The organism is Luteimonas suaedae, assembly GCF_008312895.1.
Lineage (GTDB): Bacteria > Pseudomonadota > Gammaproteobacteria > Xanthomonadales > Xanthomonadaceae > Luteimonas > Luteimonas suaedae.
The window spans coordinates 124,231-149,588 of the sequence record NZ_VSSP01000004.1 but is presented as its reverse complement, the minus strand read 5'-3'; the positions used below and the strand labels follow the sequence as shown (position 1 = coordinate 149,588).

The following is a 25,358-nucleotide window of genomic DNA, read 5'->3' as shown; positions in this document are numbered from 1 at the left end:
GCTCGCCCACTCCGCAGCGTTCCTGCTTGCGTTTTCCCATTGCCGACCTGCGCCCGCATCACTTTCTGATCCAGAGCGCGTCATACGCACGATGCCCCGATCTTGGCTGCTGCCGTGGACGCCGCGTATCCGTACCGCGTCGGTATCGCGCGCATGGCGCGCTCCTACGGGTCAATCGCCGGGGACGGCGCGTACCGGCCTCATCCTGGGGGTCTTTCCCGCGTCAGATGCTTCCGGCCCCAGAGGCCGACGGCATGGATGAGCGGTTTGGCCGACTTGACCGCGAGGGACACCGATTCTCGCCGATACCGCCCGTGACGTGGCGCAGGCAGTACCCGCCGGCGCGTCGGCCGGCGCCCGGCTAGCCAGCCACTACGCTCGCGCTACTCGGCAGTGACCGGACCGATCATCGATGCCACCTCGGAGACCCGCTCCGCGGGAAACCCGCCCTGGGCGGCATGTTCGCGGATGGCCTCCGCGTCCGGTGCGATATAGACGCAGTAGATCTTGTCCGCGGTCACGTAGCTGTGCAGCCACTGGATCTGCGGCCCCATGTCGGAAAGGACGGCGCAGGATTTCTGCGAAATGGCTTTCAGCGCTTCCGGCGACAGCTTGCCCGCGCCCGGGATGTCCCGTTCGATCACGTACTTCGGCATGACGTTCTCTCCTCGGCGAAATGCGACGCACAGGCGACCCGCGCGACGGACATGACTGCTATAACGTCGGTCCGCGGTCGGGGCGGACACGAACGATGCAACCTGTCGCAGCGGACGCCCGGTCCTGATGCAACCGCACAGGCCGTCCCATGAATCGTGACCTCCGCCACTGGGCGGGCGGATGCCGCTGATCGCATATTGCCGGTCCCGCCACGGCGCCGGACCCGCGCGGCCTCGACACCAACGGCTCGAGGCCGTGGCCCCGGGATTTGTTCCGGCCGATATCGAAGGACGACCACCGGGCACGTGTCGAAACGCGGCCCGGCGCGTCAAGAAGACACACGAGGAAGATCGATTCCATGAGAATTCCACTTCTGGCACTGCTCCTGGCGATCGCGCCGCAGGCCGCCGGGCAGACGGTGCCCGGATCGCTGGACGTGCACTGGAACGCGGGCGCGCCGGATTGCGAGGCGACGCCGCAGGACCCGCTTCAGGTCCACGCCTACGCGCCACAGACCTTCATCCTGCGCCAGAGCCCCTGCACGCACTTCGAGGCGAACTTCCTCTACCTGCTGGTCGGCCACGAGCGGGCGCTGCTGATCGATAGCGGCGCGATCGCCGAGGCGGCGCGGATGCCGCTGGCGCAGCGCGTGCTGGAACTGCTGCCGCGCCGCGACGGCGCGCCGCTTCCGCTGATCGTCGCGCACTCGCATGGCCACCGCGATCATCGCGCCGGCGACGCCCTGTTCGCATCGCACGACGCGGTCGAGGTGGTCGACGCGGACCTGGAGGGCGTCAAGGCATTCTTCGGCCTGGACCGCTGGCCCGACGGCGTCGCGAGCCTGGACCTGGGCGGGCGCACGGTGACGGTCCTGCCCGCGCCGGGGCACCATCCCGCGCACGTGCTCTTCTACGACGACAGGACGGCGCTGTTGTTTTCCGGCGACTTCCTGCTGCCGGGGCGGCTCCTGATCGACGACACGGCGACCTATCGGACGAGTGCCGCACGCGCGGCCGAATTCTTCCGGGACCGCCCGGTGACGCATGTGCTGGGCGGACATATCGAGCTCGACGTCGACGGGCGACTGTTCCCGCACGGTGCGCAGCACCATCCCCACGAGCACCCGCTGCAGCTGGACAAGCAGGCGCTGCTGGAGCTCCCGGCTGCGCTCGAAGCGTTCAACGGCTTCCGCGCACGGCACGCCGATTTCGTGCTCGTCCATCCCATGCACAATCTCGCGGCGCTGGCCGTCGCCGCAGTCGCCGCATTGGCACTGATCGGCTGGGCGCTGCGGCGGCTGTGGCGGCGACGGCGGGCCGCATCCGCGCGCGGACGCGATTGAGCGCGGGCGGCGAGGCGCCGCCTGCACCTCGGCATCCCGCCTTGCATGACGGCACAGGGCTGCAGCGGGATCGTGCCCGGACCGGCACCACGTCGTGGAAGCGGCAGATGTCGAAGCCGGGGGACCGGCAGCACCGCGCCGTTCACGGGTGTCCGTCCAACATGTCGATCCCGGCGCCGCCCGTTCGTCGCATTCGTGAGCGTCCGGCGGCCGCGGGCGGTCGTCATTCCCAGACAGGAGGAGCCCCCATGCTGCAGAACAACCCGATGTACGCCTACCTACCGGCCGCCGACGTCGCCCGGGCACGCGAATTCTACGAAGGCAAGCTCGGATTCGTCCCCGGCAAGGAATTGGGCGGCGGTGTCACCTATACGTTCGGCAAGGGCACCGCCTGCTTCCTTTATCCGACGACCAACGCCGGTACCTCGAAGGCGAGCCAGGCGTTCTGGCAGGTCGACGACATTGCACACGAAGTCGCCGAGCTCAAGGCCCGCGGCGTGCGCTTCGAGCACTACGAGATGCCGGACGCGCAGGTCGACGGCGATATCGTCAACGCGGGCGGCGCCAAGGCCGCCTGGTTCAAGGATACCGAGGGCAACATCCTCGCCCTGATCCAGGAGCTGTAAGCGCGCATCGACGACGCGATCACCGGCGATGGTTCAAGACGCCGCCGCGTCGTAGGCGTGCTTCCGCGCCAGATGCTCCCGGCCCCAGAGGCGGACGGCATGGATGAGCGGCCTGACCGACTCGCCGTGCATCGAGAGCGTGTATTCGACATGCGACGGCGCCTGCGAATGCACGGTGCGGCGAACCAGGCCCTCCTGCTCCAGGTGACGGAGCGTCTCGGCCAGCACCTTGTGCGAGATGTCGGGCATGAGCCGGCGCAGTTCGTTGAACCGGCGCGTGCCCGAGTCCAGCCAGTACAGGCAGATCAGGCTCCATTTGCCGCCGATCGCATGCAGCGCGGCGGTGAGCGGACAGTCGGTCGAGCCGGCGACCGGCGGCGTTTCGGTGGCAGGAGAAATGACCATGTCGTCTCCCGGTTACCCGGAGGTGCGTCCTTGCGCTGCGCGCCTCGGCAGCGCGAGGATGTCGCTGGAGCCTAGCATGATCATCGAAATGCGCACCTACAGGACGAAGCCCGGCATGCGCCCGCGGTTTCTCGAAATCTTCCGCGCCAGGACGGTGCCGGAACACGTGGCGCTGGGCATGCGCATCCTGGGGCCGTTCCCTGCCGTCGAGGATCCGGACACGTTCTTCTTCATGCGCGGCTTTCCGGACCTTGCATCGCGTGAACGGATGAAAGCCGAGTTCTACGACGGCGATCCGTGGAAGCGTGAACTGGAACCCGTGCTCATGCCGATGCTGGAGCACTACGACGCCGTCACGGTAGACGACCCCGACAACCTGATCCACTGGTGAGAGATCGCGCACATGTCCAGGCACCTGTACTTCCTCCTCCTGTGCGGCCTTGTCCTCGCGTTGCCGCTCCCGGGCGCGAGCCAGAACCAGGAGAAAGCACCATTGCCCGTCGCCGAGCGTGACGGGCAGCATGATTTCGACTTCGAATTCGGCACCTGGACCACCCATATCAAGCGGCTGCAGAATCCGTTGAGCGGCGCTACGGCGTGGGTGGAGTACGAGGGCACGACGACCGTCCGCAAGCTCCTGGACGGCCGCGCCAACACTGCCGAACTGGAGGTCGAAGGCGAGAGCGGGCGTATCGAAGGCGTTGCATTGCGCCTTTACGACCCGCAAGCACGGCAGTGGCGCATCCACTACGCCAACATCGCCGACGGCGAGTTGACCGGTCCGGTCACCGGCGCCTTTCGCGACGGCCGCGGGGAGTTCTACGGCCAGGAGACCATCAACGGCCGCGTCATCCTCGTCCGTTTCGTGATCTCCGACATCACCAAGGATTCATGCCACTTCGAGCAGGCGTTTTCGGTCGATGGCGGCAGGACCTGGGAAGTGAACTGGATCGCGACCGATACCCGGCGGGCGCCGAACGCTCCCTAGATCGGCGAGTCTTACGGCCCGCGGATCTTGATCACCGCCGCGATCCCGACCCGCGCCGGCATCGCGCGCATGGCGCGCTCTTACGGGGCCGGCCGGTCGACCAGTCCGGCCAGCTTCTTCGGCGCCAGAATGCAGTAGCTCTCGGTCAGCAGGTCCGCGACCTCGTCCCAATCCACCCGCTCGCCGAGGGTCATGCCGGCGATGTCCGGAAACCACACCGGCCGGAAGAACGGAGGCCGCGTGAACCTGCGCGCGTGCAACCTGTGCGCCGGCAGCCGGAAGGTCAGCACCAGGACCGGGCCATCCGAACCGACCGCCCGGGCATAGGCCGGCGGCCAGCCCGCATCGATCATCACCACGTGCGCGAAGTTTTTCTTGCGGATGGTCCAGCGCGTTCCCGTCCACGCTGGCTCCTCACGAACCTCGGGCAATCCAAGGCAGATCGATCCGAGCCTGGCGATGATTTCGGGCGGGACGCCCGCGTGGCCGGTCATCCGCGACTCCGGCTCGGGAAGTCCGCGCAGTCTACGAAAATCGGGAGGTGGCGGCACGCGGGCGGCAGGCCAGCCTCATCCCTCCGGCAACGGTCACGCGAATGCGGCGACCACCTCGAACTCACCGTCGTCGTTCTGCGCTTCGACCGTCGTGGGCCGGCCGTGATAGAGGTTGCGGGCATCGGCCATGATCGTGGCGATCTCCAGGCCCTTGTCGCGCTCGGGAAACCACAGGACCGGCTTGCCGCCGTCGAGCAGTTGCCAACCGCCGCAGGACTTCACCAGCTGCAACGAAGACGTGGCCATCTCTGCGAGCTCCAACCGAAAAAAAAAGCGCCCCGGCCCAGCGGAAGACTTGCTCAAGGTCGCGGCCGGGATTCCGTTGCGGAGCGGCATCCGTTGCCTGTGCATGGGCCGTGCTGCCGGGGCCCGCACAGAATGGCCAACCGGGGACGGCGGCACAGTCGGCATGTGCCGCGAGACGGTGTAGGAAAAACCCTACGTCACGCGAAACGGCCCGGCTGCCCGGTTCCCCGCTGCAGTCCCGAACGAGCGAAACCACGTGCAGGCATGCGAGACGCGACAACGCAACCCACCGGCGACGAAAACAGGATCGGGTCGACGACTCGCACCCGACCGCTATCGCGCGTCCGCACCCCGCCGCAGCAATCGGCCGGCCTTGCCCACGCGCTCGCCGTTCTCGAACGCCGGCCTGCCGTTCGCCACCACCAGGTCGAAGCCCTCCGCCCGCGCGAACGGATCGACGTAGTCCGAACGCGCGCGCACCCGCGCCGGATCGAACAGCACCAGGTCCGCCCTGGCGCCTGGGCGGATCACGCCGCGGTCGGCGAACCCCATCACCGAAGCCGGCAGCCCGGTCGCCTTGCGCACCGCCTCCTCCAGCGGCAACTTCCCGGCGCCGGCGTATTCGCCGATCCATTTGGCATAGGTGCCGGTGGCGCGCGGGTGGCGCATGCCGGGCGCGCCGTCGGTGCAGATACCAACGATCGGATCGAGCAGCAACCGCGACTGCAGCGCCTCGTCCATGGTGAAGTGTGCGCCGGAGCCGCCGCCCGGGCCCAGTGCGATCAGGAAGTCGATGACACCTGCGTCCGTCGCCGCGGCCGCCTGCGCCAGGGTCTTGCCGGCGTGCGGCGCGCTGCCGAACAGCAGCGCATCGGGACCGCCGCGCCGCGCCACCCGCGCTTCCAGGTAGGCGGCCAGTTCGTCGCCGCGCGCGGCTCGCACCGCGGCGTAGTCGGCGGGCGGCAGCGCCCATTCGGGGAACAGGATCGCGATGCCGGTGTAGCCGGCGGTGTAGGGGTATGCGTCGGCGGTGAGCGGAATGCCGGCGCGGCGCTTGTCGTGCAGGAAGGCGAGCAGCGATTCCGCCGGCGCCTCGCCCTTGGCGTACATCATCTTCAGGTGCGAGATGTGGGTGCGCGCGGGCTGGCTGGCGGCGATGTGCTCCTCGATCGACTGCCGCACCTTGTCGTCGTCCTCCGAGCGCATGTGGCTCATCGCCACACCGTCGTGGCGGGCGACGGTGGCGCCCAGCGCCGCCAGCTCGCGCAACTCGGCATAGAGGCCCGGGACGTATTCCAGTCCGGTGGACAGCCCATGCGATCCGGCGCGCAGGTCGGCCTCCAGCAGCGCGCGCATCCGCTCCAGTTCGGCGTCGGATGGCCGCCGGGTCTCATCGTCGATGCGCGCCTGCCGGCGCAGCGCGCCATGGCCGGACAGGGTGGCCACGTTGACGTCGATCGCGGCGCCCTCGACCGCATCCAGCCACGCCGGCAGCCCGCTGGCCTCGCCTTCGGGCAGCGCGGGGCTGCCGCCGTCCTGGCCGAGCACGATCGTGGTCACGCCCATCGCCAGGAAGCCGGCGTAGTCGTCGCGCAGCGGATCGCCGTGGGTGTGGGTGTCGATGAAACCCGGCGCCAGCACCCGGCCACCGCCCTCGATGATCCGCGCGCCGCGTGCCGACCCGGTGGCGATGCGTCCGATGCGCTCGATCCTGTCGCCCTGCACCAGCACGTCGGCCCGGCGTCCGGGTGCGCCGGTGCCGTCCACCAGCAGCACGTCCTGCAACAGCAGGCCGGCGGATCCGGAGCGGCCGATGGCCGGCGCCAGCCCGCAGACGGCGCCGGCGGCCATCGCGGCGAGGACCTCGCGTCTGGACCAGGTCGATTGCGTCATGGCGGCGAATCCCGTCGGAAGGCACGCCAGTATGCGAGCGTGAGCGACCTGCTCCAAGGACGGCGCGGCGGGCGGCGCGGGCCGGACGCCCTGCATTCCTGCGGCGGCGGGATACGGCCTTGCGGCGCGGGTATTCGCGAACCTTATGCAGGCATCGGGTTCCAGCTCCCGGCATTGCTCCTGTACCGAGAAATCCAGGCATAGGGAATGGCGTTGAGGAACGCGATTTCCGAGCAGGTGGGACTGTAGCTGGACAGGGCGATGATGCTGGCGAGATTGACCGACTCGCGCGCATCCCACGCCCGTGGATTGTGGGCGGCATTGACCGCGGTGTTGGTGAGCAGGCAGCGGTTGACCTGGCTCCTGGACAGGTCCTGGTCGCCATTGACCACCGTGGGCACCGACGTGTTCCCGAATCCCTGCGAGCTCCACTGGTAGAGCGGCGTGGGGCAGTCGATCCGGTAGACGTTGCCGCCGCCGCCCTGCCCGCCGCCGCCCTCGCCGCGTTCGGTCGACACCTGGAAGGCGTCGATGTCCTTTCCGAAGGACTGCACCTTCACGTACAGATCGTTGATGCTGATGAGGTTGGATCCCATCGCGCCCAGCCAGTCCCGGATCGACTGGCCGCGACCGGGCGGCAGGTGGACCGCGGCGGTGGCGTCGAGCGTCGCGCGGACGACCAGTTCCCGCGCGACGGACAGGTCCAGGTGCAGACCCTTCGGCTGAAATCCTCCCGCGTCCCTGATGTCCTCGGGACTGCGTCCATCCACGCGATACACGGTGATCGTCACGATGCTCTCCTGGTTGCTGGCCGGAATCGGCGGCGCGCGGACGACGCGTGCCCTCCTCCGCAAACGCACCCCGGCGCATCGCGTGAATCGCGGTGCCGTACACCCGCAGCGGACGTGCCGCCAACGCGGGACCGCAAGGCCCACCACGGAGCGCCGCGTGCTTCACGCCCTGCCTCCGGCGACGTTCGAACAGGGGCAGGCGCGACCGCGCCCACTTCCACGGAGCCCGCCATGACCATCGTCTTCGAAATGAGCACCGATCCCGACATCACCGCCACGCCGCTTGCGCCCGCCTGGCACCCGATCGCCGCGCGCTACGGCTGGCCGCAGGTATCCCCCTGCAATCTCGGCCTGCCCGGCGGGATCACCCTGGTCGTGATCGCCCATGGCAACGGCACCGAGATCGGCAATGCGGCACCCGGCACCATCGACATCGGCGCCGCCGCGTTCCTCGCACTGATCCAGGGCAACATGGCCGGCGGCGCGTTCCCGGCGGCGGTCTACATCTCCACCTGCGGCCCCGGCATCGCCGAGTTCGCCGCGGCGGTGCGGCTGCTGGCCGAGCAGAACGACGTCTGGGACGGCACCCGCATCTTCGGCCATTCCGACCCGGTCGCCGGTGCGGTGCCGCCGCCGGGCGACATCCGCTGGGCGCAGATCTTCTGAGCGCCCGCCGCCTGGCGCGCGGGCACGGCGGTCAGCTCGAAGCGCCTGCGCAGTCCGGCGCCACCGGCGGCACGTCGTGGTCGACGCATTGCCGCAGCCCGCGCGGCAGCTGTTCTAGGTGCTGGCGCTCGCCGGCGGACAGGGTGAATGTGTGCACTACCCGCGTGCCGCATCCGCCGGCCGCATCGCCGGCCGCATCGGCGGCCGCATCGGCGACGCAATCGTCGACGAACAGCACGTAATGGCAACGACCGCTGACGCTGCGCAGGCATTCGAACTCGCCCTCGCCGCCGGTCACCGTCGAACGCGTGGCGTTCACCGCCCGGCCCTCGATCGAGAGCTGGTTGACCGTGGTGAGGCCGGCCTCGAACTTGCAGCCGGCCAGCAGCAGGCAGGCAATCGGAACGATGAGACGCAGCATGATGGTTCCTCCCGGTGCGTAACGCATGTCACATGTTGCGGAACAGCGGCATGAACGGTTGGCTGACCGGCAGCGTTTCGTCGCGGCCGCGCAGGCGCAGCAGGCCGCGGCCGCCGTCCTCGCGCACGACCGCCGCGATCGCCTTGATGTTGACGATGGTGGCCCGGTGCACCTGCTTGAACACCGCCGGATCGAGCACCGCCAGCAGTTCGCGCACCGGCGTGCGCAACAGCGCCTCGCCCTCGGCGGTGACCGCGACGGTGTACTTGTTGTCGGCACGGAAATACAGCACGTCCTCGACCAGGATCAGGCGCGTCTCGCGGCCGTGGCTGGCGGTGATCCACGACAGCGGCTCCGGCGCGTCCGGACGCGGTTGCGCCTGCAGCTGGCGCAACAGCACCTCCAGCGTCGCGGCGTCGGGATGGGCGTCGGCGCTGCGCGCCTGCAGCCGGCGGATGGTCGCGTCCAGCCGTTCGCCCGTCACCGGCTTGAGCAGGTAGTCGACCGCGCCGCGCTCGAACGCGTCCAGCGCGTACTGGTCGTAGGCGGTCACGAACACCACGCGCGTGGCCGGGTTGGACTCGGCCGCCGCGGCCGCGACCTCCAGCCCGGTCAGTCCCGGCATGCGGATGTCGAGGAAGGCGTAGTCCGGCGCGTGCGTGCCGATGGCCTCGAGCGCGCTGCCGCCGTCCTCGCACTGGGCGACGATCTCGAGTCCGGGCCAGGCATCGGCCAGCAGCGAGGCCAACGCGGCACGCAGCAGGTCTTCGTCTTCGGCGATCACGCAGCTAGGCATGGGCCGGCTCCCGGTGGCCGTGCGCCGGCTGCGCCGGCACGGTGACCGTAGCGGCGACGCCGGACGGAAAGTTGGTGGCGATGCGCAGGCCGGCGGCGTCGCCGTACGTCAGGCGCAGGCGCTCGCGCACGTTGCGCAGGCCGATGCCGGTGCCGGCGCTTTCGCTGGAGAAGCCGCGGCCGTCGTCGGCCACGGTCACCGCCACCCGGCCGTCGCTGTCGCGGGCACGGATCCACACCGTGCCGTCGCCCGGCTTGGGCTCGAGCCCGTGCTTGATCGCGTTCTCCACCAGGGTCTGCAGCATCATCGCCGGGAACGGCACCGCCAGCAGCGCCTCGGGCACGTCGATCTGCGTGGCCAGGCGCCCGCCCATGCGGAACTTCATGATCTCCAGCCAGGCGTTGGCGCGCTCGAGCTCCTCGCCCAGGGTGGACTGCCCCTGCAGCGTGCGCGGCAGCGAACGGCGCAGGTACTCGATGAGGTGGCCGAGCATCTGGTCGGCGCGCGCCGGATCGCTGCGGGTGAGCAGTTGGGCGCTGGCCAGCGTGTTGTAGAGGAAATGCGGTTCGACCTGCGCATGCAGCAGGCTCAGCCTGGCCTCGCTCAGCTCCTTGGCGCTGGCGGTGCGGTGCGCGGCGGCCTGCTCGCCGCGGCGCTGGGCACCGACGCGTCGCGTGATCGCGCGGGTGATCGCCTCGGCGGTCTCCAGGTTGCTGCCGTGGTCGACGCGCAGCCAGTCGGTCCAGGCCGCGCTCTCCGGTTCGCAGGCCAGGGTGATGGTGGAGGTGTCGCCGTTCGGGTGCACCGTCGCGGTAACCACGTCGCGCCGGCCGCCGAGCCAACGGTCGATCCAGCCCATCGGATCGAAGCGGCCCTGCTCGCCGTACGGGCCGGTGCGCTGCACGCCGGCATGCACACGCAGGCTGTCGCGCGCCGATTCGATGTCGCCGACGTTGGGCAGCTCGCGCAGCGCGGCGTCGACCAGGTCGAAGGCCTCGCCCGCGGCGAACGGCACCTCCACCTGGCGTCGCTGGCGATTGCGCAGATGCTCCGGCGCGGGCTGGCCGATGATCATCCGCACGCGGTACACGTGCGAGATCGCGTCCGGGATCACGAACGCCAGGGTCACCATCGCAAGCAGCAGCACGATGAACTCCGGCAGGCCCAGGTTCGACCAGACGATCAGCGCCGCCAGGTAGAACACGCACCAACCCAGAACATGGCGGAATACGAAGGAGAACGTGGACATCTCGGCGGCGGGTGGTCTGTGGATGGGACGAGCATAGCGAGGCGCGCCCGCGCCGTGGCGCCCGTTGCGACGAAACCGTCCGCCGCGCCGACGGACGCCCATGATCGCGGCCCGGAAGCCGAATGACGTCGGGCGAAAACCCGGTCCCCGCGGGTTGCCTGCCCCCGTAGGAGCGCGCCATGCGCGCGATGCCGCGGGTGCCTGCAGGATCCGGTGGATGCCGCGATTCCGGACCGGCAGGCGCGCCGCTCGCCGGAATTCGCGGGCGGCGTAATCCCCGCGGCCTCGCGCGCATGGCGCGCTCCTACGGATGAGACGCGGGGCATGGATGCGGGCAACTGCGCGCCGGCGCCGCATCCTATCCGGCCGGTCCCGTCCGGGACGTCGTGATCGCGCCTTCGGTCACCACCAGCAGCACATGGCTGTCCGCGTCCAGTCGGTGTCGTTGGCGGAGCACGGGGTGCGAGGCGACCGCCAGCAGCCCGGCGAGCCCCGCGGCCCCCGACGGCGTCGTCTCCACGCCGCCCGTATCGCGCAGGACATCCACGGCGTCGCGCAAGCTTGCCTCGCCGACCAGCACGGACTCGGCCGCGTGCCGGAGCAGCACCTCCAGCGCCGGCGCGGACGCCAGCCCGCAGGACAGCATGTCGGCGCACGTGTGCAGGTCGCCGGCGATCCGTACCGGGGTACCCGCCGAGAGTGCGCGCGAGACGCAGTCGGCCGCCTTGGGCTCGACCACCAGCAGCCTGCCGGGCGCCCGCATCAGGCCGTGAAGCCCCTTTGCCATTGCGGCGGCAAGTCCACCCACGCCGGCCTGGACGAACAGGTGGGTCGGCCGCGCGCCCGCATGCTCGCGCAACTGCGCGGCGATCTCGCCGGTCATCACCGCATAGCCCGCCATCACGTCGCCGACCACCTGGTCGTGCACATCGGCGGAGGTGTCCGCAACCAGCAGTCCACCTCCACCGGATGCCGCCGCCATGGCGGCGGACACCGCGTCGTCGTAGGTCCCGGACACGCGAACCACCTCGCCGCCCAGCGCCTCGATCCGGTCGGCCCGGGTCCCGGCGACGGCCTCGGGCAGGTAGATGCGCGAACCCGCACCGGCGCGCGCCGCGGCGGCCGCGACCGCAAGGCCATGATTGCCGTCGCTGGCGCAGACCAGCCGCGGGAGCCTCGCGCCGGAAGCACCGGCGGCGCGCAGCTCCCGGACCGAACCTGCACCCATGGCCCGTGCCAGCGCACGCAGCCCGGCGAGCATGCCGCCGAGCGATTTGAAGTTGCCGAGGCTCCGCTCCCACTCCGCCTTCACGAACACGCGGCCGACGCCGGCCAGTCGCGCCAGGCGGGGAAGTTCGACCAGCCGGGTGCGCCGGTACTCGGGCCACTCGGCGGGATCGGCGAGTGGCGGTGAATGCAGTGATCGTGACATGCCGCCAGCTTGTCATGCGGGGCCTGCCGCCTCACCGCAAAAAAGAAGCGCGCGATGCGGGAAATCGGCGCCTCACGTGCTGCGTCGGCGGTAAAACTGCCCGAATCTCCGCCAAGGAGCCCATGTCCGCAAAGGACGCAAAGAAGCGCCTTCAGCGAATGACGCTTGCTTGGGTACCGTCATTCCCGCGAAGGCGGGAATCCATGGACGTCGAGACCTTCCCCTAGGTCTCCTGCCCGCCGGAATCCGGCGGCACGGGAATGGTCAGCCCGCGCTTGACCACGCTCATGGCGACATTGGTGGTGAAGCGTTTGACGTTGGGATGTTCGCCGACGATGCGCGACATCAGCGCCTCGTAGGTTTCGGTGTCCGGCGCGCTGATGACGAGGACGAAGTCGGCCTCTCCGGTCACGTAGAAGACCTGCTGGATGTGCGCCTGCGCCGCCAGCCAGCTGCGCAGTTGCGACAACAGCTCGGGGCGCTCGCGCTCGACCTGCAGCGAAACGATGAAGAGCGTGGTCCGCCCCACCTTCCCGGGATCGACGACCGCGATGTCGCGTGCGATCACGCCTTGCTCGCGCAGGCGCCGCAGCCGGCGCTGGATGGCGGAAGGCGACAGCGCGACCTGTTCGGCCAGCTGCTCCGAGGTCCGGCCCGCGTCTTCCTGAACCAGGTTGAGCAGCTGACGGTCGAAACGATCCAGTTCCATCGGTGAACGCTTCCGTCAGTGGAGAAACAACGCGGCGAAACGGCGCGGAGACATCGATCTGCGCGGCCAAACGGACGACGACCGCCCCTAGGATTCTAGGCCCCTGCACGAAGCCGAGTCCATGGACACCGACAAGCTGCTCGACACGATCGCCCGCACCTGGGATGCCGACGTCACGCCGGCCCTGTTCGACTACATCGCCATTCCCTGCGAATCGCCCGCCTTCGATCCGCAGTGGCAGGCCAACGGCCACTTGGACCGCGCGGTCGAGCTGATGATGGACTGGGCACGGGACAAGCTCGGCGACCTGCCGGGCGCATCGGTGGAAGTGATCCGGCTGCCCGGACGCACGCCGGTGATCTTCGTCGACATCCCTGGCGACGCGACGTCGGCGCCCGTGCTCGTCTACGGGCACCTCGACAAGCAGCCGCCCATGAAGGGCTGGACGCCCGGCCGCGGCGCGTGGTGGCCGACGCTGGAGGGCGACCGGCTGTACGGCCGCGGCGGCGCCGACGACGGCTATGCGATCTTCAGCGCGATCACCGCCGTGCTGGCGCTGCGCGAGCAGGGCCTGGCGCATGCACGCTGCACGATCCTGATCGAGGCCTGCGAGGAATCCGGCAGCGCCGACCTTCCCCACTACATCGACCAGCTCGCGCCGCGGCTCGGTGCGCCGGCGGTGCTCGTGGTGCTGGACGCGAACTGCGGCAACTACGACCAGCTGTGGTTGACCACTTCCCTGCGCGGCCAGGTCGCCGGCACCCTGACCGTGCGGGTGCTCGACGAGGGCATGCATTCCGGCGACGCGTCCGGCGTGGTGCCCTCGAGTTTCCGGATCGCACGGCTGTTGCTGTCGCGGATCGAAGACCCCGTCAGCGGCGAGATCGTGCCGTCGTTCCACGTCGCCATTCCCGAAGCGCGCAGGGCGCAGGCCGCGCAGGCCGGTGCCGCCCTTGGCGCCAACGTCCACCGGCAACTGCCATTGCATGGCGCGACGAAGCCGGTCACCGACGACGCCGGGACGCTGCTCCTCAACCGCGCCTGGCGTCCGCAGCTGGCCGTGATCGGCATCGACGGATTGCCCGGCGTGGCGAACGCGGCCGCGGTCATGCAGCCGGCGACCTTGCTGAAACTCAGCCTGCGGCTGCCTCCCACGCTGGATCCACAGGTCGCCGCAGAACAGCTCAAGACGCTATTGGAGTCCGACCCGCCCTATGGCTGCGAAGCGAGCTTCCGCGTCGACATGGTGTCGCAGGGCTGGCATGCGCCGCCGGTCGCCCCCTGGCTGCAGGCGACCCTGGACCGGGCCTCGACCATCGTGTTCGGCCGCCCCAGCGCGCTCATCGGCGGCGGCGGCGGCATTCCGTTCCTGGCGATGCTGGGCGAGCGCTTTCCCGACGCGCAATTCGTGGTCACCGGCGTGCTGGGGCCGCAGTCCAACGCCCACGGCCCGAACGAGTTCCTGCACATCCCCACCGCCAAGCGCGTCACCGCGACGGTGGCGCAGGTCCTGCACGACGCAAGCACCACCGCCGCCGCCCGGCCGCACGCATCGATCCAGCACCGCCAGTCGGCGCCGCAGCGGTCTTCCTGCACATCGAGTTGAATCACATCCGTTTGCTCTCGTCCCTTTGAACCGGAACCGCGATGAAACTTCTCTACCAGACCCATTCCCCCTACGCGCGCAAGGCCCTGGTGTTCGCCCACGAGGCCGGGCTCGCGGACCGGATCGAGGTGGTGCATCACGAGACCAGCCCGACGCAGCGCAATGCGCAGGTGTTCGCCGAAAATCCGCTCGGCAAGGTGCCGGTGCTGATCCGCCCCGGGCGCTCGCCGCTGTTCGACTCCGACATCATCTGCGCCTACCTCGACACCCTGCACGATGGCCGCAGGCTGGTGCCCGCGGACGGCGAACCCCACTGGCAGGCGCTGCGGGTGCAGGCGATCGCACAGGGGCTTTGCGACGCCGGCATCGCCGTGCGCTGGGAGACCGTGCGCCGTCCCGAGGCGCTGCGCTATCCGCCCCTGCGCGACGGCTACATCGAAAAGCTGATCGCCAGCTACGACTGGCTCGAACGCGAACTCGACGTCGACGCGCCCCTGCACGTGGGCCACGTCGCCCTGGCCACGGCGCTGAGCTGGCTGGAGTTCCGCGAGCTGCCCGACTTTCGCAGCAATCGGCCGCGACTGACGGCGTGGTTCGACGCGTTCCGCACCCGCCCCTCGATGCTGGCGACACCGCTATCGGGGAACACCCACGACTAGCTGCGCCATCGCGGCGCTGTCCCATGCGCCGGTAACCTCGCATTGACGACGCGTTACCGCGTACCGGTGCACGATCGGCGGCGATCCCACCGCGCGGAGCACCGCATGACCGATCGAGCGACAGTGCGCCACCAATACGCCGACATCAGCGGCACGCGGGTGTTCTATCGCGAGTGCGGCCCGCCCGACGGCCCGGTCGTCCTGCTTCCGCACGGCTATCCGTGTTCGTCGTACGCGTTCCGCGCGCTGATGCCGGCACTGGGCGATCGCTGGCGGCTGCTGGCGCCGGACTTCCCCGGCTTCGGCCACAGCGATACGCCGACGGGCTTTGCGTACGACTTCGCCGGCTACACGCGATTCCTTGAAGACTTCACCGCGCACCTGGCGCTGCGGCGTTACGCGCTCTACCTGCACGACTACGGCTCGCAGATCGGCCTGCGCCTGGCGATGCGCCACCCCGGACGCGTCGCCGCGCTGATCGTGCAGAACAGCGACATCTACGAGGACGTGCTCGGCCCGAAGTACGCCGGTCTGCTGTCGTACTTCGACGCGCCCACGCCGGACAAGCGCGCGCAGCTGGCGGCGGCAGTCAGCGAGACGGGCTACCGCGAGGAGTTCCTCAACGAGGTCGAGGGCGATGTCGCCGCACGCATTCCGCCCGACCTGTGGAAGCTGCACTGGGCGCTTACCGACACCAGGCGCCGCGAGATCGGTGTCGCACTGATGGAGGGACTGAAGGAGAACCTGGCGTGGTTTCCGCGCTACCAGGCCTATCTCCGCGAGCACCGGCCGCCGACGCTGATCGCCTGGGGACCGCGTGACGGCTACATGCCGGCGGCGTCCGCGCGCGCCTGGCTGCGCGACCTGCCCGATGCCGAACTCCACCTGTTCGACGACGGCGGCCACTGGCTGCTGGAAACGCACCTGCCGCAGGTGGTGAAGCTCGTCCGCGATTTCCTGGGACGCAGGCATGTGGACGCCGGCTAGTGCAAGCGCCGCTCGAACGGCCGCAACGGCGATGAACGCGGCCGGCATGGGCCGGAGCGACGACCAGGTACAGGCCCATTCCGGCGGCGATGCCGGAGAGGGCGGCGCGCGGGCGCGTTCTGCTGGCCTTGCGCTATTGCAAACCGGCAAGCACTTCCGGCGTCAGCGTGCCCTGCACGTCGCCGTTCTCGTCGAGGAACGCGATGCTCGCCGTACCATCGGCGGCCACCCGCAGGCGCAATCGGGTCTTGCCTGCGGCATCGCGCAGGTCCAGAAGCGACGCGCGCTGCTCGTCCCTGCCCACGAACAGCCGGCCGATGCGCGGATAGGCTGCCTCGAGCCTGGCGATCTCCCGGCCCTGCTCCGGTTGCGGCAGTGCGCGGGCCCGCTCCACCTCGGCGACCAACTCCCCGATCGGCTTGTCCGGCCGATCGTCGATGCGCAGGCCGGTATAACGCACGCCGTCGTACTCCTCGTGCTTGAGGGTCAACGTCTGGTCCTGGTCGTACTGGTCGAAAGCCAGCTGCATCGTGGCGGCGCTCTTTCCATCCGCAAGCGTCTTACCCTGATGGGACAGCCCGCCGCTCTCCGTGCCCTCGTCGTTGAGGAACCACATGCCGGCTCCCCGCTTGCCTGCGTTCGGATGCGGGTGCTCCTCGCCATGGAGATAGGCGCCGGGCGCACGCGTATTGCCGGAGATCACCATCCGCAAGCGGCCGTCCGCCTCGCGCACGTTGATCCGCTGCACGTCGACCTCCTCGAAGCTGGCCTTGCCCAAACCAGCGGCGCCGGCCAGCACCGTGACGGCGAATACCACGGTCAACAGCCCCGAATACACCACCAGGAATCGGTTCGCCTTGACGTCCATGGTGCACGCTCCACCTTGCTGTATGTCGTAGGTCGAGTGTATGTCGCGGGCTTTCGGCCGCATGTGGCGAAGGTCACCAGCGACTCATGGGACGATCGCCTCACGTCGGCCGCGGCGATCGCCGCCGGATCCTCCCGGGCGTGGCATGGCCCTGGGTTCCGGGTAGCCTCGGCGAGGCGGGCTGTCGATAATCGCGGCGCCGGGCACCAGGGCCGGTTCCTGGGACGCAGGCATGTGGACACCGGCTAGGGAGCCGCCGCCAGCATGGCTGCAACGGTGATGATCGCAACCGATACGGGCCGGACCAACGATGCGGCGCATCTTCCTTGGCAGTCAGAAGAACCTGCGCTCTGCTTTCACCAACGGAGAACTCGCATGAAACCCAGCATCACCGTGCTTACGCTCGGCGTCGCCAGCCTGGAGCGCGCGCTTGCCTTCTATCGTGACGGGCTCGGCTTCGAGACCAAAGGCATCATCGGTCAGGAATTCGAGTACGGCGCGGTCGTGTTCTTCGATCTGCAGGAGGGCCTGAGACTGGCGCTGTGGCCGCACGCGAGCATCGCCCGCGACACCGGACTGCCGCTGCACCGGCACCAACCCGGCAACTTCACCATCGGCCACAACGTGGCTTCGGACGCGGAGGTGGACGCGGCAATGGCGCAGGCGGCGCGCGCGGGCGCCGTGATCGTCAAGCCGGCCGGCAAAACGTTCTACGGCGGCTACGCCGGCTACTTCCAGGATCCGGACGGCCATCTCTGGGAAGTCGTGCACCTGCCCGAAGCCAGCTGACAGAGCGCTCCCGGCGCAGGGAACGCCCTGCGGCCGTCATCGGCCGACCCATCAGCACCCCACAAGTCGCTCCGGCCTGCTCGCGACGGCGAAGCGAAGATCAAGCGCCGTAGGGATGGATGGTCACGATCCTGCCTTCATCGTCGTAGTGCAGTTCGGTGACCTTGACCGAGCGCAGGTGGGTCACGCCGCCGGAGAGCAGGGCGTCGTGGTAGAAAAGGTACGACCTGCCCTGGAACTCGCAGATGGAATGGTGGGTGGTCCAGCCGACCACCGGCGTCATGACCTTCCCGCGGTAGGTGAAGGGGCCATAGGGGTTGTCGCCCACGGCATAGCACAGGAAATGGGTGTTTCCGGTCGAGTACGACAGGTAGTACCTGCCCTCGTGCTTGTGTACCCACGGACCCTCGAAGTAGCGGCGCGCATGGTCGCCCGCCCGCAGCGGCCTGCCGGCTTCGTCGAGGATCAGGATTTCGCGTGACGCCTCACCGAACTGCTTCATGCCCTCGTCCAGCCGCGCCACCCGCGGTCCCAGGGCGGGTTCGTCGTCGGCCGGCTCGTCGAAGGTCGCATCGTAGACGTTGTCACGGTAGTTCTGCAGCTGCCCGCCCCAGATGCCGCCGAAATACATGTAGTGTTCGCCGTCGTCGTCAGCGAACACGCCCGGGTCGATGGAGTAGCCGCCTTCGATGGGTTCGGGCTCGGCCGTGAACGGGCCGTCGGGGCGATCGCCCACGGCCACGCCGATGCGGAAGATGCCGTCGGCATCCTTGGCGGGAAAGTAGAGGTAGTACTTGCCGTCCCGGCAGGCCGCATCCGGCGCCCACATCTGCCGCTCGGCCCAGGGCACGTTCTTCACGTGCAGCGCGACGCCGCAGTCCATGGCCGCGCCCTCGGGTGAATCCATGCGCAGTACGTGGTAGTCCTCCATGCCGAAGTGACTGCCGTCGTCGTTGAACGCGGCGCCCGCATCGATGTCGTGGGAGGCGTAGATGTAGATCCTGCCCTCGAACACGTGCGCCGACGGATCGGCGATGTAGATGTGGGTCAACAGGGGCTGTGAAATGGCCTTGTCGGCCAGCGCCTGCAGGTCGACGGCCACCGATTCATCGGACATGGGGATCCTTGTTCAAAGTAGGTTTCGATGGATCAGATCGCCGCGCCGCCCTGAGGCCTGCGCGCGCCCAGCTCGCGCTCGATGCGCGACTCCATGGGCTTGTCGATCTCGTAGAAGAACAGCAGGGCGACGCCCAGCAGGAAGGGAATCGAGCAGTACACGCTGACCGCGAGCCTGATGCCATGGACGACCTCCGGCGGCTGCGCCGGCATGACGGCGTCGTAGCCGTAGAGGGCGAGAATGCCCGCCACCAGCGCGCCGCCGATGCTCAGGCCGATCTTCAGCCCGATCAGCATTGCCGAGAAGACGATCGCGGTGGCGCGGCGGTTGTTCTTCCACTCCGAGTAGTCCGCCACGTCGGCGATCATGGCCCAGAGCAGCGGAATGGTGATCCCGTAGCTGAAGCCGTGCAGGATGTAGGAGACGAACACCAGCCAGATGGCCGTCGGCGGATACAGGTAGAACGCCAGCAGGAACAGCGTGGAGACGAACAGCGCGCCCCTGAAGACATCGCGCTTGCCGAACCGGTCGGCCAGCGGCCGCGAAAAGCCGATGCCGACGATCATGAAGATGATGCCGCCGGCGTTGAACAGGCTGAACGCCGAGGTGGACGTGTCCCGGGGCCACTGGAATCCGGCCAACCCTGCATTCGTCAGCATCACGTTCAGGGCATCGATGAAGCCGGTGAAGCCGATGCCGCCGAGGAATTCCGCCAGTGCGGCGTCGCTCAGGTAGTACTGGAAGTAGTAGACATACATCCCGCCCTTGAGCGCCAGGTTGATGAACACCAGGATGGTGAGCGCCAGCATCACCCGCCACGGCCGGTTGCGGGCGAGATCGGCCAGGTCCTGCAGCACGCCGGCGCTCTGCTCCGGCGTGGGCACGATCCGTTCCCGCGTGGTGAAGAAGGTGATCAGGAAGAACACCGTGCCGACCACGGCGAACAGGGCGATGGCGTTCTGGAATCCCTGCACCTTGTCGCCGCCGCCCAGGATCAGCACCAGCGGCAGCAGCAGCACCTGGATGATGAACTGCGCGATCATCACCGCCACGAAGCGATAGGCCGACAGGCTGTTGCGCTGGGCCATGTTGCCGGTCAGCACCCCGCTCAGGGCGGAATACGGCAGGTTGTTGGCCGAATACACCATCACCAGCAGGGTGTAGGTGGCCAGGGCATAGATGATCTTGCCCTGCATGCCCAGGTCCGGCGTGCTGAATGCCAGCAGCGACAGCACCCCGAAGGGAACGGACGTCCACAGGATCCAGGGCCGGAACTTGCCCCAGCGGGTGCGGGTGCGGTCGGCGAGCAGGCCGACCAGTGGGGTGAATACGAAGGCGCCGAGCAGACCGACGGTGAAGATGATCGTCGCGGCGGTACCGGGCGGAATCCGGTACACGTCCGTGTAGAAGAACGCCAGGAAGGTGACCAGCGTCTGGAAGATCAGGTTCGCGGCCAGGTCGCCCAGGCTGTAGCCGACCTTTTCCGTGACCGTGAGTTTCTGCAACGCGCTATCCATGATGGGGACTCGGTGATGCGGACTTGCCGCCATGGCGGCGACGCGTCGATGTTACGGGGACCGAACACCTGTCCCGCGCGACGTGGGGCGTGGCGCTACCGGACATGCGCGGCCTGCGCCCGCGCCCGGCATCCCCGCGACGAAGGGGATGCCGGCATCCTGCCCACTGCCCGCCCCGCCCCTGGGGAGTGCGGGACGGACAGCGGCAGGACAACGGTGCGGGCGCGGGTCAGAACGTTCCCCGCACGCCCAGCAAGATCGTGCGGCCCGGATCGTAGTAGTCGTTGACGGCGTTGGGCCAATGGAAGTTCGAGCGCCGTTCCTCGCCGGTGATGTTGATCACGTTGAGGGTGATCTGCGGCGAGGACCAGACGTTCTGCAGCGTATAGCTCGCCGACAGGTCGAACTGGCCGCGGGCCTCGCCCTTGAGCTGGGCATACGGGATGCCCTGCTGGTTGGGACCGGTGGCGTCCAGGTCGTCGGCCCAGTTGTAGGACAGGCGGACCGAGGCGATGTCGTTTTCCCAGTACACCGTGCCGTTCCACAGCTTCGGAGCGACGCCGAAGACGTTGCCGGCCAACCTGTCGGCGTCCTGGCCCTCGGGTTCGAGCTTGAGCTTGGTGTGGTTGGCCATGAAGCCCAAGCCCTCGAACACGAATTCGAGCGGCTGCACCCAGATCAGCTCGTAGCCGCGCAGGTCGAGCGAACCGTCGGCATTGACCTGTTGCTGCACGTTGACGGTGGCCGCGTCGGGGCCGCCGCGGGCCATGATCGCGCCCTGCTGGCCCTCGGTGAGGTCGTCGAACGGGATCCCGAGCTGCGAGAACGGGATCGTGTTGATGCCCTGGTAGGTGTAGCCCTCGACGCGCTTGTTGAAGAAGGTGACGCCGACGAAGCCCTCTCCACCGGTGTACCACTCGCCGCCGATGTCGAAGTTGGTGGAGACGTAGGGCGTCAGGTTGGGATTGCCCTGGCTGGCATTGAGCGCCGACTGGTCGGTGAAGGTGGTATTGGGCAGCATGAAGCTCGGATTCGGCCGGGTCATCGTGCGCGACCCGGACAGCCGCAGCACCACGTCTTCGGCCACGTCCCAGGCGGCGCTGAAAGACGGCAGCCACTCGTCGTAGTCGCCCTCCAGGACCTGCCACTGCCGCACCCCGCCGACGGTGACCGGTCCGCTGACCTCCTGGTCGGTGCTGACGTAGCGCACGCCGGCGTTGAAGCGCATCGACCTCTCCCACACGTCGGCCTCGCCGTTGATCTCGACATAGGCACCGAGGGTTTTCTCCTTGATGCCGCCGGTGGAACCGCCGGTATTGGGGCCGGCCGACTCGGGCGCCTCGTCGCGATAGCGGTAATAGTCGGTGTCGTTCTTGAAGCGGTCGAAATCGACGCTGATGAAGCCGTGTGGGCCCGGGGCCAGGTACGACGCCAGGTCGGCGTCGGAAATCGTCGCCAGCACGTTCTCCTGCCAGGCCTCGCTGTTGTCGAAGCCCTGGATGCGGCGGGAGAACTTGTCGTAGGCCACGCCCACCTTCACGTTGCGGCCGTCCTCGCCGAACTGGAGGTCGGCACGCCCGCCGCCGACCTCGGTCACGCGCTTCTCGTTCTGCACGTTGACGCGGCCGCCGGCCCAGGTCCAGCCCAGGTTCGGATCGTTGAGGTCGAGGTCGGTGTCCCATGCGGGCAGGTCACCGGTGTTGACGTAGTCGATGTTGGTGTGGGGCGTGTTGACCAGGATGGTCGGCGACTCGCGGAACATCCAGCTGCGGCTGGCATTGGCCCGTACGTCGAGCTTGAGCAGATCGTCGTGGCCGAACCAGAACGTGGCGCCGGGATTGATGCTCCAGTACTGCACGTCCTCGATGTACGGGCGCGCCTCGAGGAAGAACTGCGCGTTGGTGAAGGTGGCCTCGGTGACCACACCGTTCTCGTCGACCTGCATGTCCATCGGCAGCAGGCCAGAAGGGCCGAACACGCGGCCGACCAGGTTCACGTCCAGGCGGTCGTTGGTGCGGTGCGCCTTCGAGTACAGCGTGTCGACGTAGAAATGCATGCTCTCGTTGGGCCGCCACTCGAACGAGCCCAGGAAGGCATCGCGGTCGCGATCGCCCGACATGTGTACCGGGCGGCCCAGGCGCGGCATCAGCGCCTCGCTGATCTGGTCGATGGTCAGGCCCGGGTTCAGCGACAGCAGCAGGTCGCGGTCGACCACCTGGCCCGGGGTCAGACCGGCGGCGATCGTGGCCGCGTTGTCGGGAACGGTGTTCGGGATCAGCCAGCCGCCGCCGCCGCCGCGGTTGCATTCCGCGGGCCGCACCGAAACGGGATCGACGTCGTCGGGCGCGTCGATGCCGCACTGCACGTAGTTGAGGCCGGGGTTGGTCCAGCCGATGGTCTCGAAACCCTCGACGCCGATCCTGCCGCGCGACGACGACACGCCGATGAGTGCACCGAAGGTGCCTTCCTCGTTGGTCCAGCTGCCGGTCACCGACCCGCGCGGACTGATCTTGTCGCTGATGTTGTTGTATTCACCCTGCAGCTGATAGGTGAAGTGCTCGCCCGGGTTGTCGAAAGGCCGCGCGCTGCGCATGTCGACCACGCCGGCTGCGCCGCCCTCCAGCAGGCTCGCCATCGGCGTCTTGTGCACCGTGAGCTGGGTGAAGAACTCGGTGGGAAACAGGTTGAGGTCGACCTCGCGGTTCTGGTTCTGCGCGTCCAGGCCGATGGAGGCGGTCGCGACCGGCGCGCCGTTGATCACCGTGCGGGTGAAGCTGTTGGGCAGGCCGCGGATGCCGATGTTGAGGCCTTCGCCGTTGACGTCCCGGGACATCTGGATGCCCGGTACGCGGTTGAGCGACTCGGCGATGTTGAGATCCGGGAACTTGCCGATGTCCTCGGCGAAGATCGAGTCGGTGAAGCCGGTGGAATCGCGCTTGGCTTCGGTGGAGAACTGCAGGCTGCGGCGGAACCCGGTCACGACGACCGCATCCCACTCGGTGATTTCGCCGGTGCCGGCGCCCGCTTCCGGCGGCTGCTCCGCTACCGGCTCCTGGTCCTGGGCCGCCCGCGCCTCCTGTGGCTGCGCTTGCGCTTCTTGCTGTGCTTGCACCTGCGCAAGAACCGGAGCGCTAACCATGCCCAGCAAGGCCAGGCTCAATGCATGTGACAACGTCGTTCTGGCGATATGGATTTGCACCGTACTCCCCTCCCGTTTCTGGTGGCTCGACGACCCGCGGCCTGCTGTCGCAGCGCGCGCCGACTGGATGGTTCCCGACTGGTCCCGACGCTGTTGGCGTGCAACGGCCCGAAGACGAACGCGGCAGATGGTAGCGCTACCATTTTTGCTCCGCACGCTGCGTAGCAGCATGACGGCCCGGCCCCCGCCCAGCGCGGTCGACGCTGCAGCGCAGCATCATTCCCGTGCGCCATACCGTGGTTTCGACTCTGCGACGCGGCGGTAGCCTGCCCGGTTCCGCCTGTGCTACTGATAGCGCTACCATCATGGCGGGCACCGCCCTGTGCGAGGGGAAAAACGGCGATGAAGCGAACCGGTCGACACCCGCGCGGCGCGTTGCAGCGCAATGATCCGCATCGCGCCCGCGCTGGCGCCGCGTGCACGCGCGCCCCCGCGTTGCCGGCAACAGGCCCGGCATGAGCAGCACCCACGCCACCGGCACATCGACGCCGACCGCCACGATCAGCCGCTACCGCTGGGTCATCTGCGCGCTGCTGTTCTTCGCCACGACCATCAACTACGTGGACCGCGCCGTGCTCGGCGTGCTCGCGCCCACGCTCCGTACCGAGCTCGGCTGGAGCGACCAGGACTACGGCGTCATCAGCGCTTCGTTCACCCTGGCCTACGCGATCGGGTTTCTCGTCGCCGGCTGGTTCATCGACCGCGTCGGCACGCGGATTGGCTACACCGTGTATCTCACCGTGTGGTCGCTGGCCGCGGCGGGGCATGCCCTGGCGAAGTCGGTGGTGGGGTTCAGCCTCGCGCGCTTCACGCTGGGGCTGGGCGAGTCGGGCAACTTCCCGGCCGCGGTCAAGACCGTCGCCGAGTGGTTCCCGAAGAAGGAGCGGGCGCTTGCCACCGGCATCTTCAACGCCGGCTCCAACGTCGGCGCCATCGTCGCCCCGCTCGTCGTCCCGTGGCTGGCCCTGACCTGGGGCTGGCGGACGGCGTTCGTCGCCACCGGTCTCGCCGGCCTGGTCTGGATCCTGTTCTGGTGGCCGGTCTATCGCCGTCCGGCGCAGCACCCGAAGGTGTCCAGCGCCGAACTCGCGCACATCGAAAGCGATCCGCCCGACCCGCCGGGGAGACTGCGGTGGGCACAGCTGCTGCGGTTCCGCCAGACCTGGGCGTTCGCCCTGGGCAAATTCCTCACCGACTCGATCTGGTGGTTCTACCTATTCTGGTTCCCGCTGTTCATGGCCGACCGTTTCGGCGTGGACCTGCGGACCATCGGGCTGCCGATGGTCACGGTGTTCCTGCTGGCCGACGTCGGTTCCGTGGGCGGCGGCTGGCTGAGCTCGGCGCTGATGAAACGCGGCTGGAGCGCCAACGCCGCGCGCAAGACCGCGATGTTCGCCTGCGCCCTGTGCATCCTGCCTGTCGTGTTCGCGCCACATGTGGAGGGCCAGTGGGTCGCGGTGTGGCTCATCGGCCTGGCCGCAGCCGCCCACCAGGGGTTTTCGGCCAACCTCTTCACGCTCACGTCCGACATGTTCCCGCGCACCGCGGTCGGCTCGGTGGTGGGCATCGGCGGGTTCGCCGGCGCGATGGGCGGCTTCTGCATCAATCTTGGCGCCGGCTGGCTGAAGCAGCACACCGGCAGCTATGCGGCGATGTTCGTCATGGCAGGCTGCGCCTACCTGAGCGCACTGCTGGTCATCCACCTGCTGGCGCCGCGCCTGGAACCGGCGCGCCTGGACGTGGACAGACCGGCGACGGCCCCCTGACCCGGGCGCCCGCACAGGCGCCGCGCCGCCTTGGCCCACGGCAACGATCAACGCATCCACATCCTCCGAGGTACG

25 protein-coding genes are annotated in these 25,358 nt (G+C 68.7%); 10 read left to right on the top strand and 15 right to left on the bottom strand.

The features are described 5' to 3' along the window. Positions 1 to 383: 383 nt before the first annotated feature. Positions 384 to 656, bottom strand: a complete 273-nt coding sequence (locus tag FXO19_RS08380) for a DUF4242 domain-containing protein (RefSeq protein WP_149194626.1) — start codon at positions 654 to 656, stop codon at positions 384 to 386. A 359-nt stretch (positions 657 to 1,015) separates the two neighbouring features. On the opposite strand from FXO19_RS08380, the gene FXO19_RS08375 reads away from it, so the two are divergent. Together FXO19_RS08375 and FXO19_RS08370 are read left to right on the top strand one after the other, a co-directional pair. Further along, complete coding sequence (locus FXO19_RS08375; RefSeq protein WP_149194625.1) at positions 1,016 to 1,999, top strand: MBL fold metallo-hydrolase; 984 nt, start codon at positions 1,016 to 1,018, stop codon at positions 1,997 to 1,999. 248 nt (positions 2,000 to 2,247) lie between these two features. Further along, a complete protein-coding gene (locus FXO19_RS08370) occupies positions 2,248 to 2,625 on the top strand; it encodes a VOC family protein (RefSeq protein WP_149194624.1) in 378 nt (125 codons plus the stop codon). Between the two features lie 33 nt (positions 2,626 to 2,658). On the opposite strand, the gene FXO19_RS08365 is transcribed toward FXO19_RS08370, so the two are convergent. Continuing rightward, positions 2,659 to 3,030, bottom strand: coding sequence for a winged helix-turn-helix transcriptional regulator (locus tag FXO19_RS08365; RefSeq protein ID WP_149194623.1), 372 nt, complete (start codon positions 3,028 to 3,030; stop codon positions 2,659 to 2,661). Positions 3,031 to 3,106: 76 nt separating this feature from the next. Here FXO19_RS08365 and FXO19_RS19215 point away from each other — a divergent pair, with 76 nt between their 5' ends. Continuing rightward, positions 3,107 to 3,421, top strand: coding sequence for an NIPSNAP family protein (locus FXO19_RS19215; RefSeq protein WP_187775700.1), 315 nt, complete (start codon positions 3,107 to 3,109; stop codon positions 3,419 to 3,421). A 12-nt stretch (positions 3,422 to 3,433) separates the two neighbouring features. Further along, the gene (locus FXO19_RS08355) at positions 3,434 to 4,018 is read left to right on the top strand and encodes a hypothetical protein (RefSeq protein ID WP_149194621.1); all 585 of its coding nucleotides are present in this window, start codon (positions 3,434 to 3,436) and stop codon (positions 4,016 to 4,018) included. Positions 4,019 to 4,098: 80 nt separating this feature from the next. Here FXO19_RS08355 and FXO19_RS08350 read toward each other — a convergent pair whose 3' ends face one another. The 4 genes from FXO19_RS08350 to FXO19_RS19205 form a co-directional block, all read right to left on the bottom strand. Next, positions 4,099 to 4,512 carry an MmcQ/YjbR family DNA-binding protein gene (locus tag FXO19_RS08350; protein WP_149194620.1) on the bottom strand — a complete coding sequence of 138 codons (414 nt, stop codon included), beginning with the start codon at positions 4,510 to 4,512 and terminating at the stop codon, positions 4,099 to 4,101. A 93-nt stretch (positions 4,513 to 4,605) separates the two neighbouring features. Then, positions 4,606 to 4,818, bottom strand: a complete 213-nt coding sequence (locus FXO19_RS08345; RefSeq protein ID WP_149194619.1) for a hypothetical protein — start codon at positions 4,816 to 4,818, stop codon at positions 4,606 to 4,608. A gap of 333 nt (positions 4,819 to 5,151) precedes the next feature. After that, positions 5,152 to 6,711: an N-acyl-D-amino-acid deacylase family protein gene (locus FXO19_RS19210; protein ID WP_187775699.1), complete on the bottom strand. Its 1,560-nt coding sequence runs from the start codon at positions 6,709 to 6,711 to the stop codon at positions 5,152 to 5,154. Between the two features lie 143 nt (positions 6,712 to 6,854). Then, on the bottom strand, positions 6,855 to 7,502 hold the full coding sequence (locus FXO19_RS19205; protein WP_187775698.1) for a hypothetical protein: 648 nt from the start codon (positions 7,500 to 7,502) through the stop codon (positions 6,855 to 6,857). 231 nt (positions 7,503 to 7,733) lie between these two features. On the opposite strand from FXO19_RS19205, the gene FXO19_RS08335 reads away from it, so the two are divergent. Beyond that, on the top strand, positions 7,734 to 8,168 hold the full coding sequence (locus FXO19_RS08335; protein ID WP_149194617.1) for a hypothetical protein: 435 nt from the start codon (positions 7,734 to 7,736) through the stop codon (positions 8,166 to 8,168). A 31-nt stretch (positions 8,169 to 8,199) separates the two neighbouring features. On the opposite strand, the gene FXO19_RS08330 is transcribed toward FXO19_RS08335, so the two are convergent. The 5 genes from FXO19_RS08330 to FXO19_RS08310 all read right to left on the bottom strand — a co-directional run bounded on the left by FXO19_RS08330 (position 8,200) and on the right by FXO19_RS08310 (position 12,775). Further along, positions 8,200 to 8,589, bottom strand: a complete 390-nt coding sequence (locus tag FXO19_RS08330) for a hypothetical protein (protein ID WP_149194616.1) — start codon at positions 8,587 to 8,589, stop codon at positions 8,200 to 8,202. A 28-nt stretch (positions 8,590 to 8,617) separates the two neighbouring features. Beyond that, positions 8,618 to 9,385, bottom strand: a complete 768-nt coding sequence (locus FXO19_RS08325) for a LytR/AlgR family response regulator transcription factor (RefSeq protein WP_149194615.1) — start codon at positions 9,383 to 9,385, stop codon at positions 8,618 to 8,620. Further along, positions 9,378 to 10,634, bottom strand: a complete 1,257-nt coding sequence (locus FXO19_RS08320; RefSeq protein ID WP_149194614.1) for a sensor histidine kinase — start codon at positions 10,632 to 10,634, stop codon at positions 9,378 to 9,380. Before FXO19_RS08320 ends, FXO19_RS08325 begins: the two co-directional genes overlap by 8 nt. 358 nt (positions 10,635 to 10,992) lie before the next feature. After that, positions 10,993 to 12,066, bottom strand: coding sequence for a pyridoxal-phosphate dependent enzyme (locus FXO19_RS08315; RefSeq protein WP_149194613.1), 1,074 nt, complete (start codon positions 12,064 to 12,066; stop codon positions 10,993 to 10,995). Between the two features lie 223 nt (positions 12,067 to 12,289). After that, positions 12,290 to 12,775, bottom strand: coding sequence for an Lrp/AsnC family transcriptional regulator (locus tag FXO19_RS08310; RefSeq protein WP_149194612.1), 486 nt, complete (start codon positions 12,773 to 12,775; stop codon positions 12,290 to 12,292). A 121-nt stretch (positions 12,776 to 12,896) separates the two neighbouring features. Here FXO19_RS08310 and FXO19_RS08305 point away from each other — a divergent pair, with 121 nt between their 5' ends. From FXO19_RS08305 to FXO19_RS08295, 3 genes are all read left to right on the top strand, one after another. Beyond that, complete coding sequence (locus FXO19_RS08305) at positions 12,897 to 14,381, top strand: M20/M25/M40 family metallo-hydrolase (RefSeq protein ID WP_149194611.1); 1,485 nt, start codon at positions 12,897 to 12,899, stop codon at positions 14,379 to 14,381. Positions 14,382 to 14,422: 41 nt separating this feature from the next. Continuing rightward, on the top strand, positions 14,423 to 15,040 hold the full coding sequence (locus FXO19_RS08300; protein WP_149194610.1) for a glutathione S-transferase family protein: 618 nt from the start codon (positions 14,423 to 14,425) through the stop codon (positions 15,038 to 15,040). Positions 15,041 to 15,145: 105 nt separating this feature from the next. Continuing rightward, complete coding sequence (locus tag FXO19_RS08295; RefSeq protein ID WP_149194609.1) at positions 15,146 to 16,027, top strand: alpha/beta fold hydrolase; 882 nt, start codon at positions 15,146 to 15,148, stop codon at positions 16,025 to 16,027. Between the two features lie 133 nt (positions 16,028 to 16,160). Here the strand turns inward: FXO19_RS08295 and FXO19_RS08290 are convergent, their stop codons facing one another. After that, the gene (locus FXO19_RS08290) at positions 16,161 to 16,895 is read right to left on the bottom strand and encodes a hypothetical protein (RefSeq protein WP_149194608.1); all 735 of its coding nucleotides are present in this window, start codon (positions 16,893 to 16,895) and stop codon (positions 16,161 to 16,163) included. Between the two features lie 264 nt (positions 16,896 to 17,159). Here FXO19_RS08290 and FXO19_RS08285 point away from each other — a divergent pair, with 264 nt between their 5' ends. Then, a complete protein-coding gene (locus tag FXO19_RS08285; protein ID WP_223115462.1) occupies positions 17,160 to 17,684 on the top strand; it encodes a VOC family protein in 525 nt (174 codons plus the stop codon). A gap of 100 nt (positions 17,685 to 17,784) precedes the next feature. Here the strand turns inward: FXO19_RS08285 and FXO19_RS08280 are convergent, their stop codons facing one another. From FXO19_RS08280 to FXO19_RS08270, 3 genes are all read right to left on the bottom strand, one after another. Then, entirely contained in the window at positions 17,785 to 18,801 is a 1,017-nt protein-coding gene (locus FXO19_RS08280; RefSeq protein ID WP_149194607.1) for a glycoside hydrolase family 43 protein, read from the bottom strand. Positions 18,802 to 18,833: 32 nt separating this feature from the next. Next, positions 18,834 to 20,318, bottom strand: a complete 1,485-nt coding sequence (locus FXO19_RS08275) for an MFS transporter (RefSeq protein WP_149194606.1) — start codon at positions 20,316 to 20,318, stop codon at positions 18,834 to 18,836. Positions 20,319 to 20,547: 229 nt separating this feature from the next. Next, positions 20,548 to 23,517 (bottom strand): TonB-dependent receptor, encoded by a 2,970-nt coding sequence (locus FXO19_RS08270; protein WP_149194605.1) that lies wholly within the window; start codon positions 23,515 to 23,517, stop codon positions 20,548 to 20,550. A gap of 455 nt (positions 23,518 to 23,972) precedes the next feature. Here FXO19_RS08270 and FXO19_RS08265 point away from each other — a divergent pair, with 455 nt between their 5' ends. Further along, positions 23,973 to 25,283 (top strand): MFS transporter, encoded by a 1,311-nt coding sequence (locus FXO19_RS08265; protein ID WP_149194604.1) that lies wholly within the window; start codon positions 23,973 to 23,975, stop codon positions 25,281 to 25,283. Positions 25,284 to 25,358 lie beyond the last annotated feature (75 nt).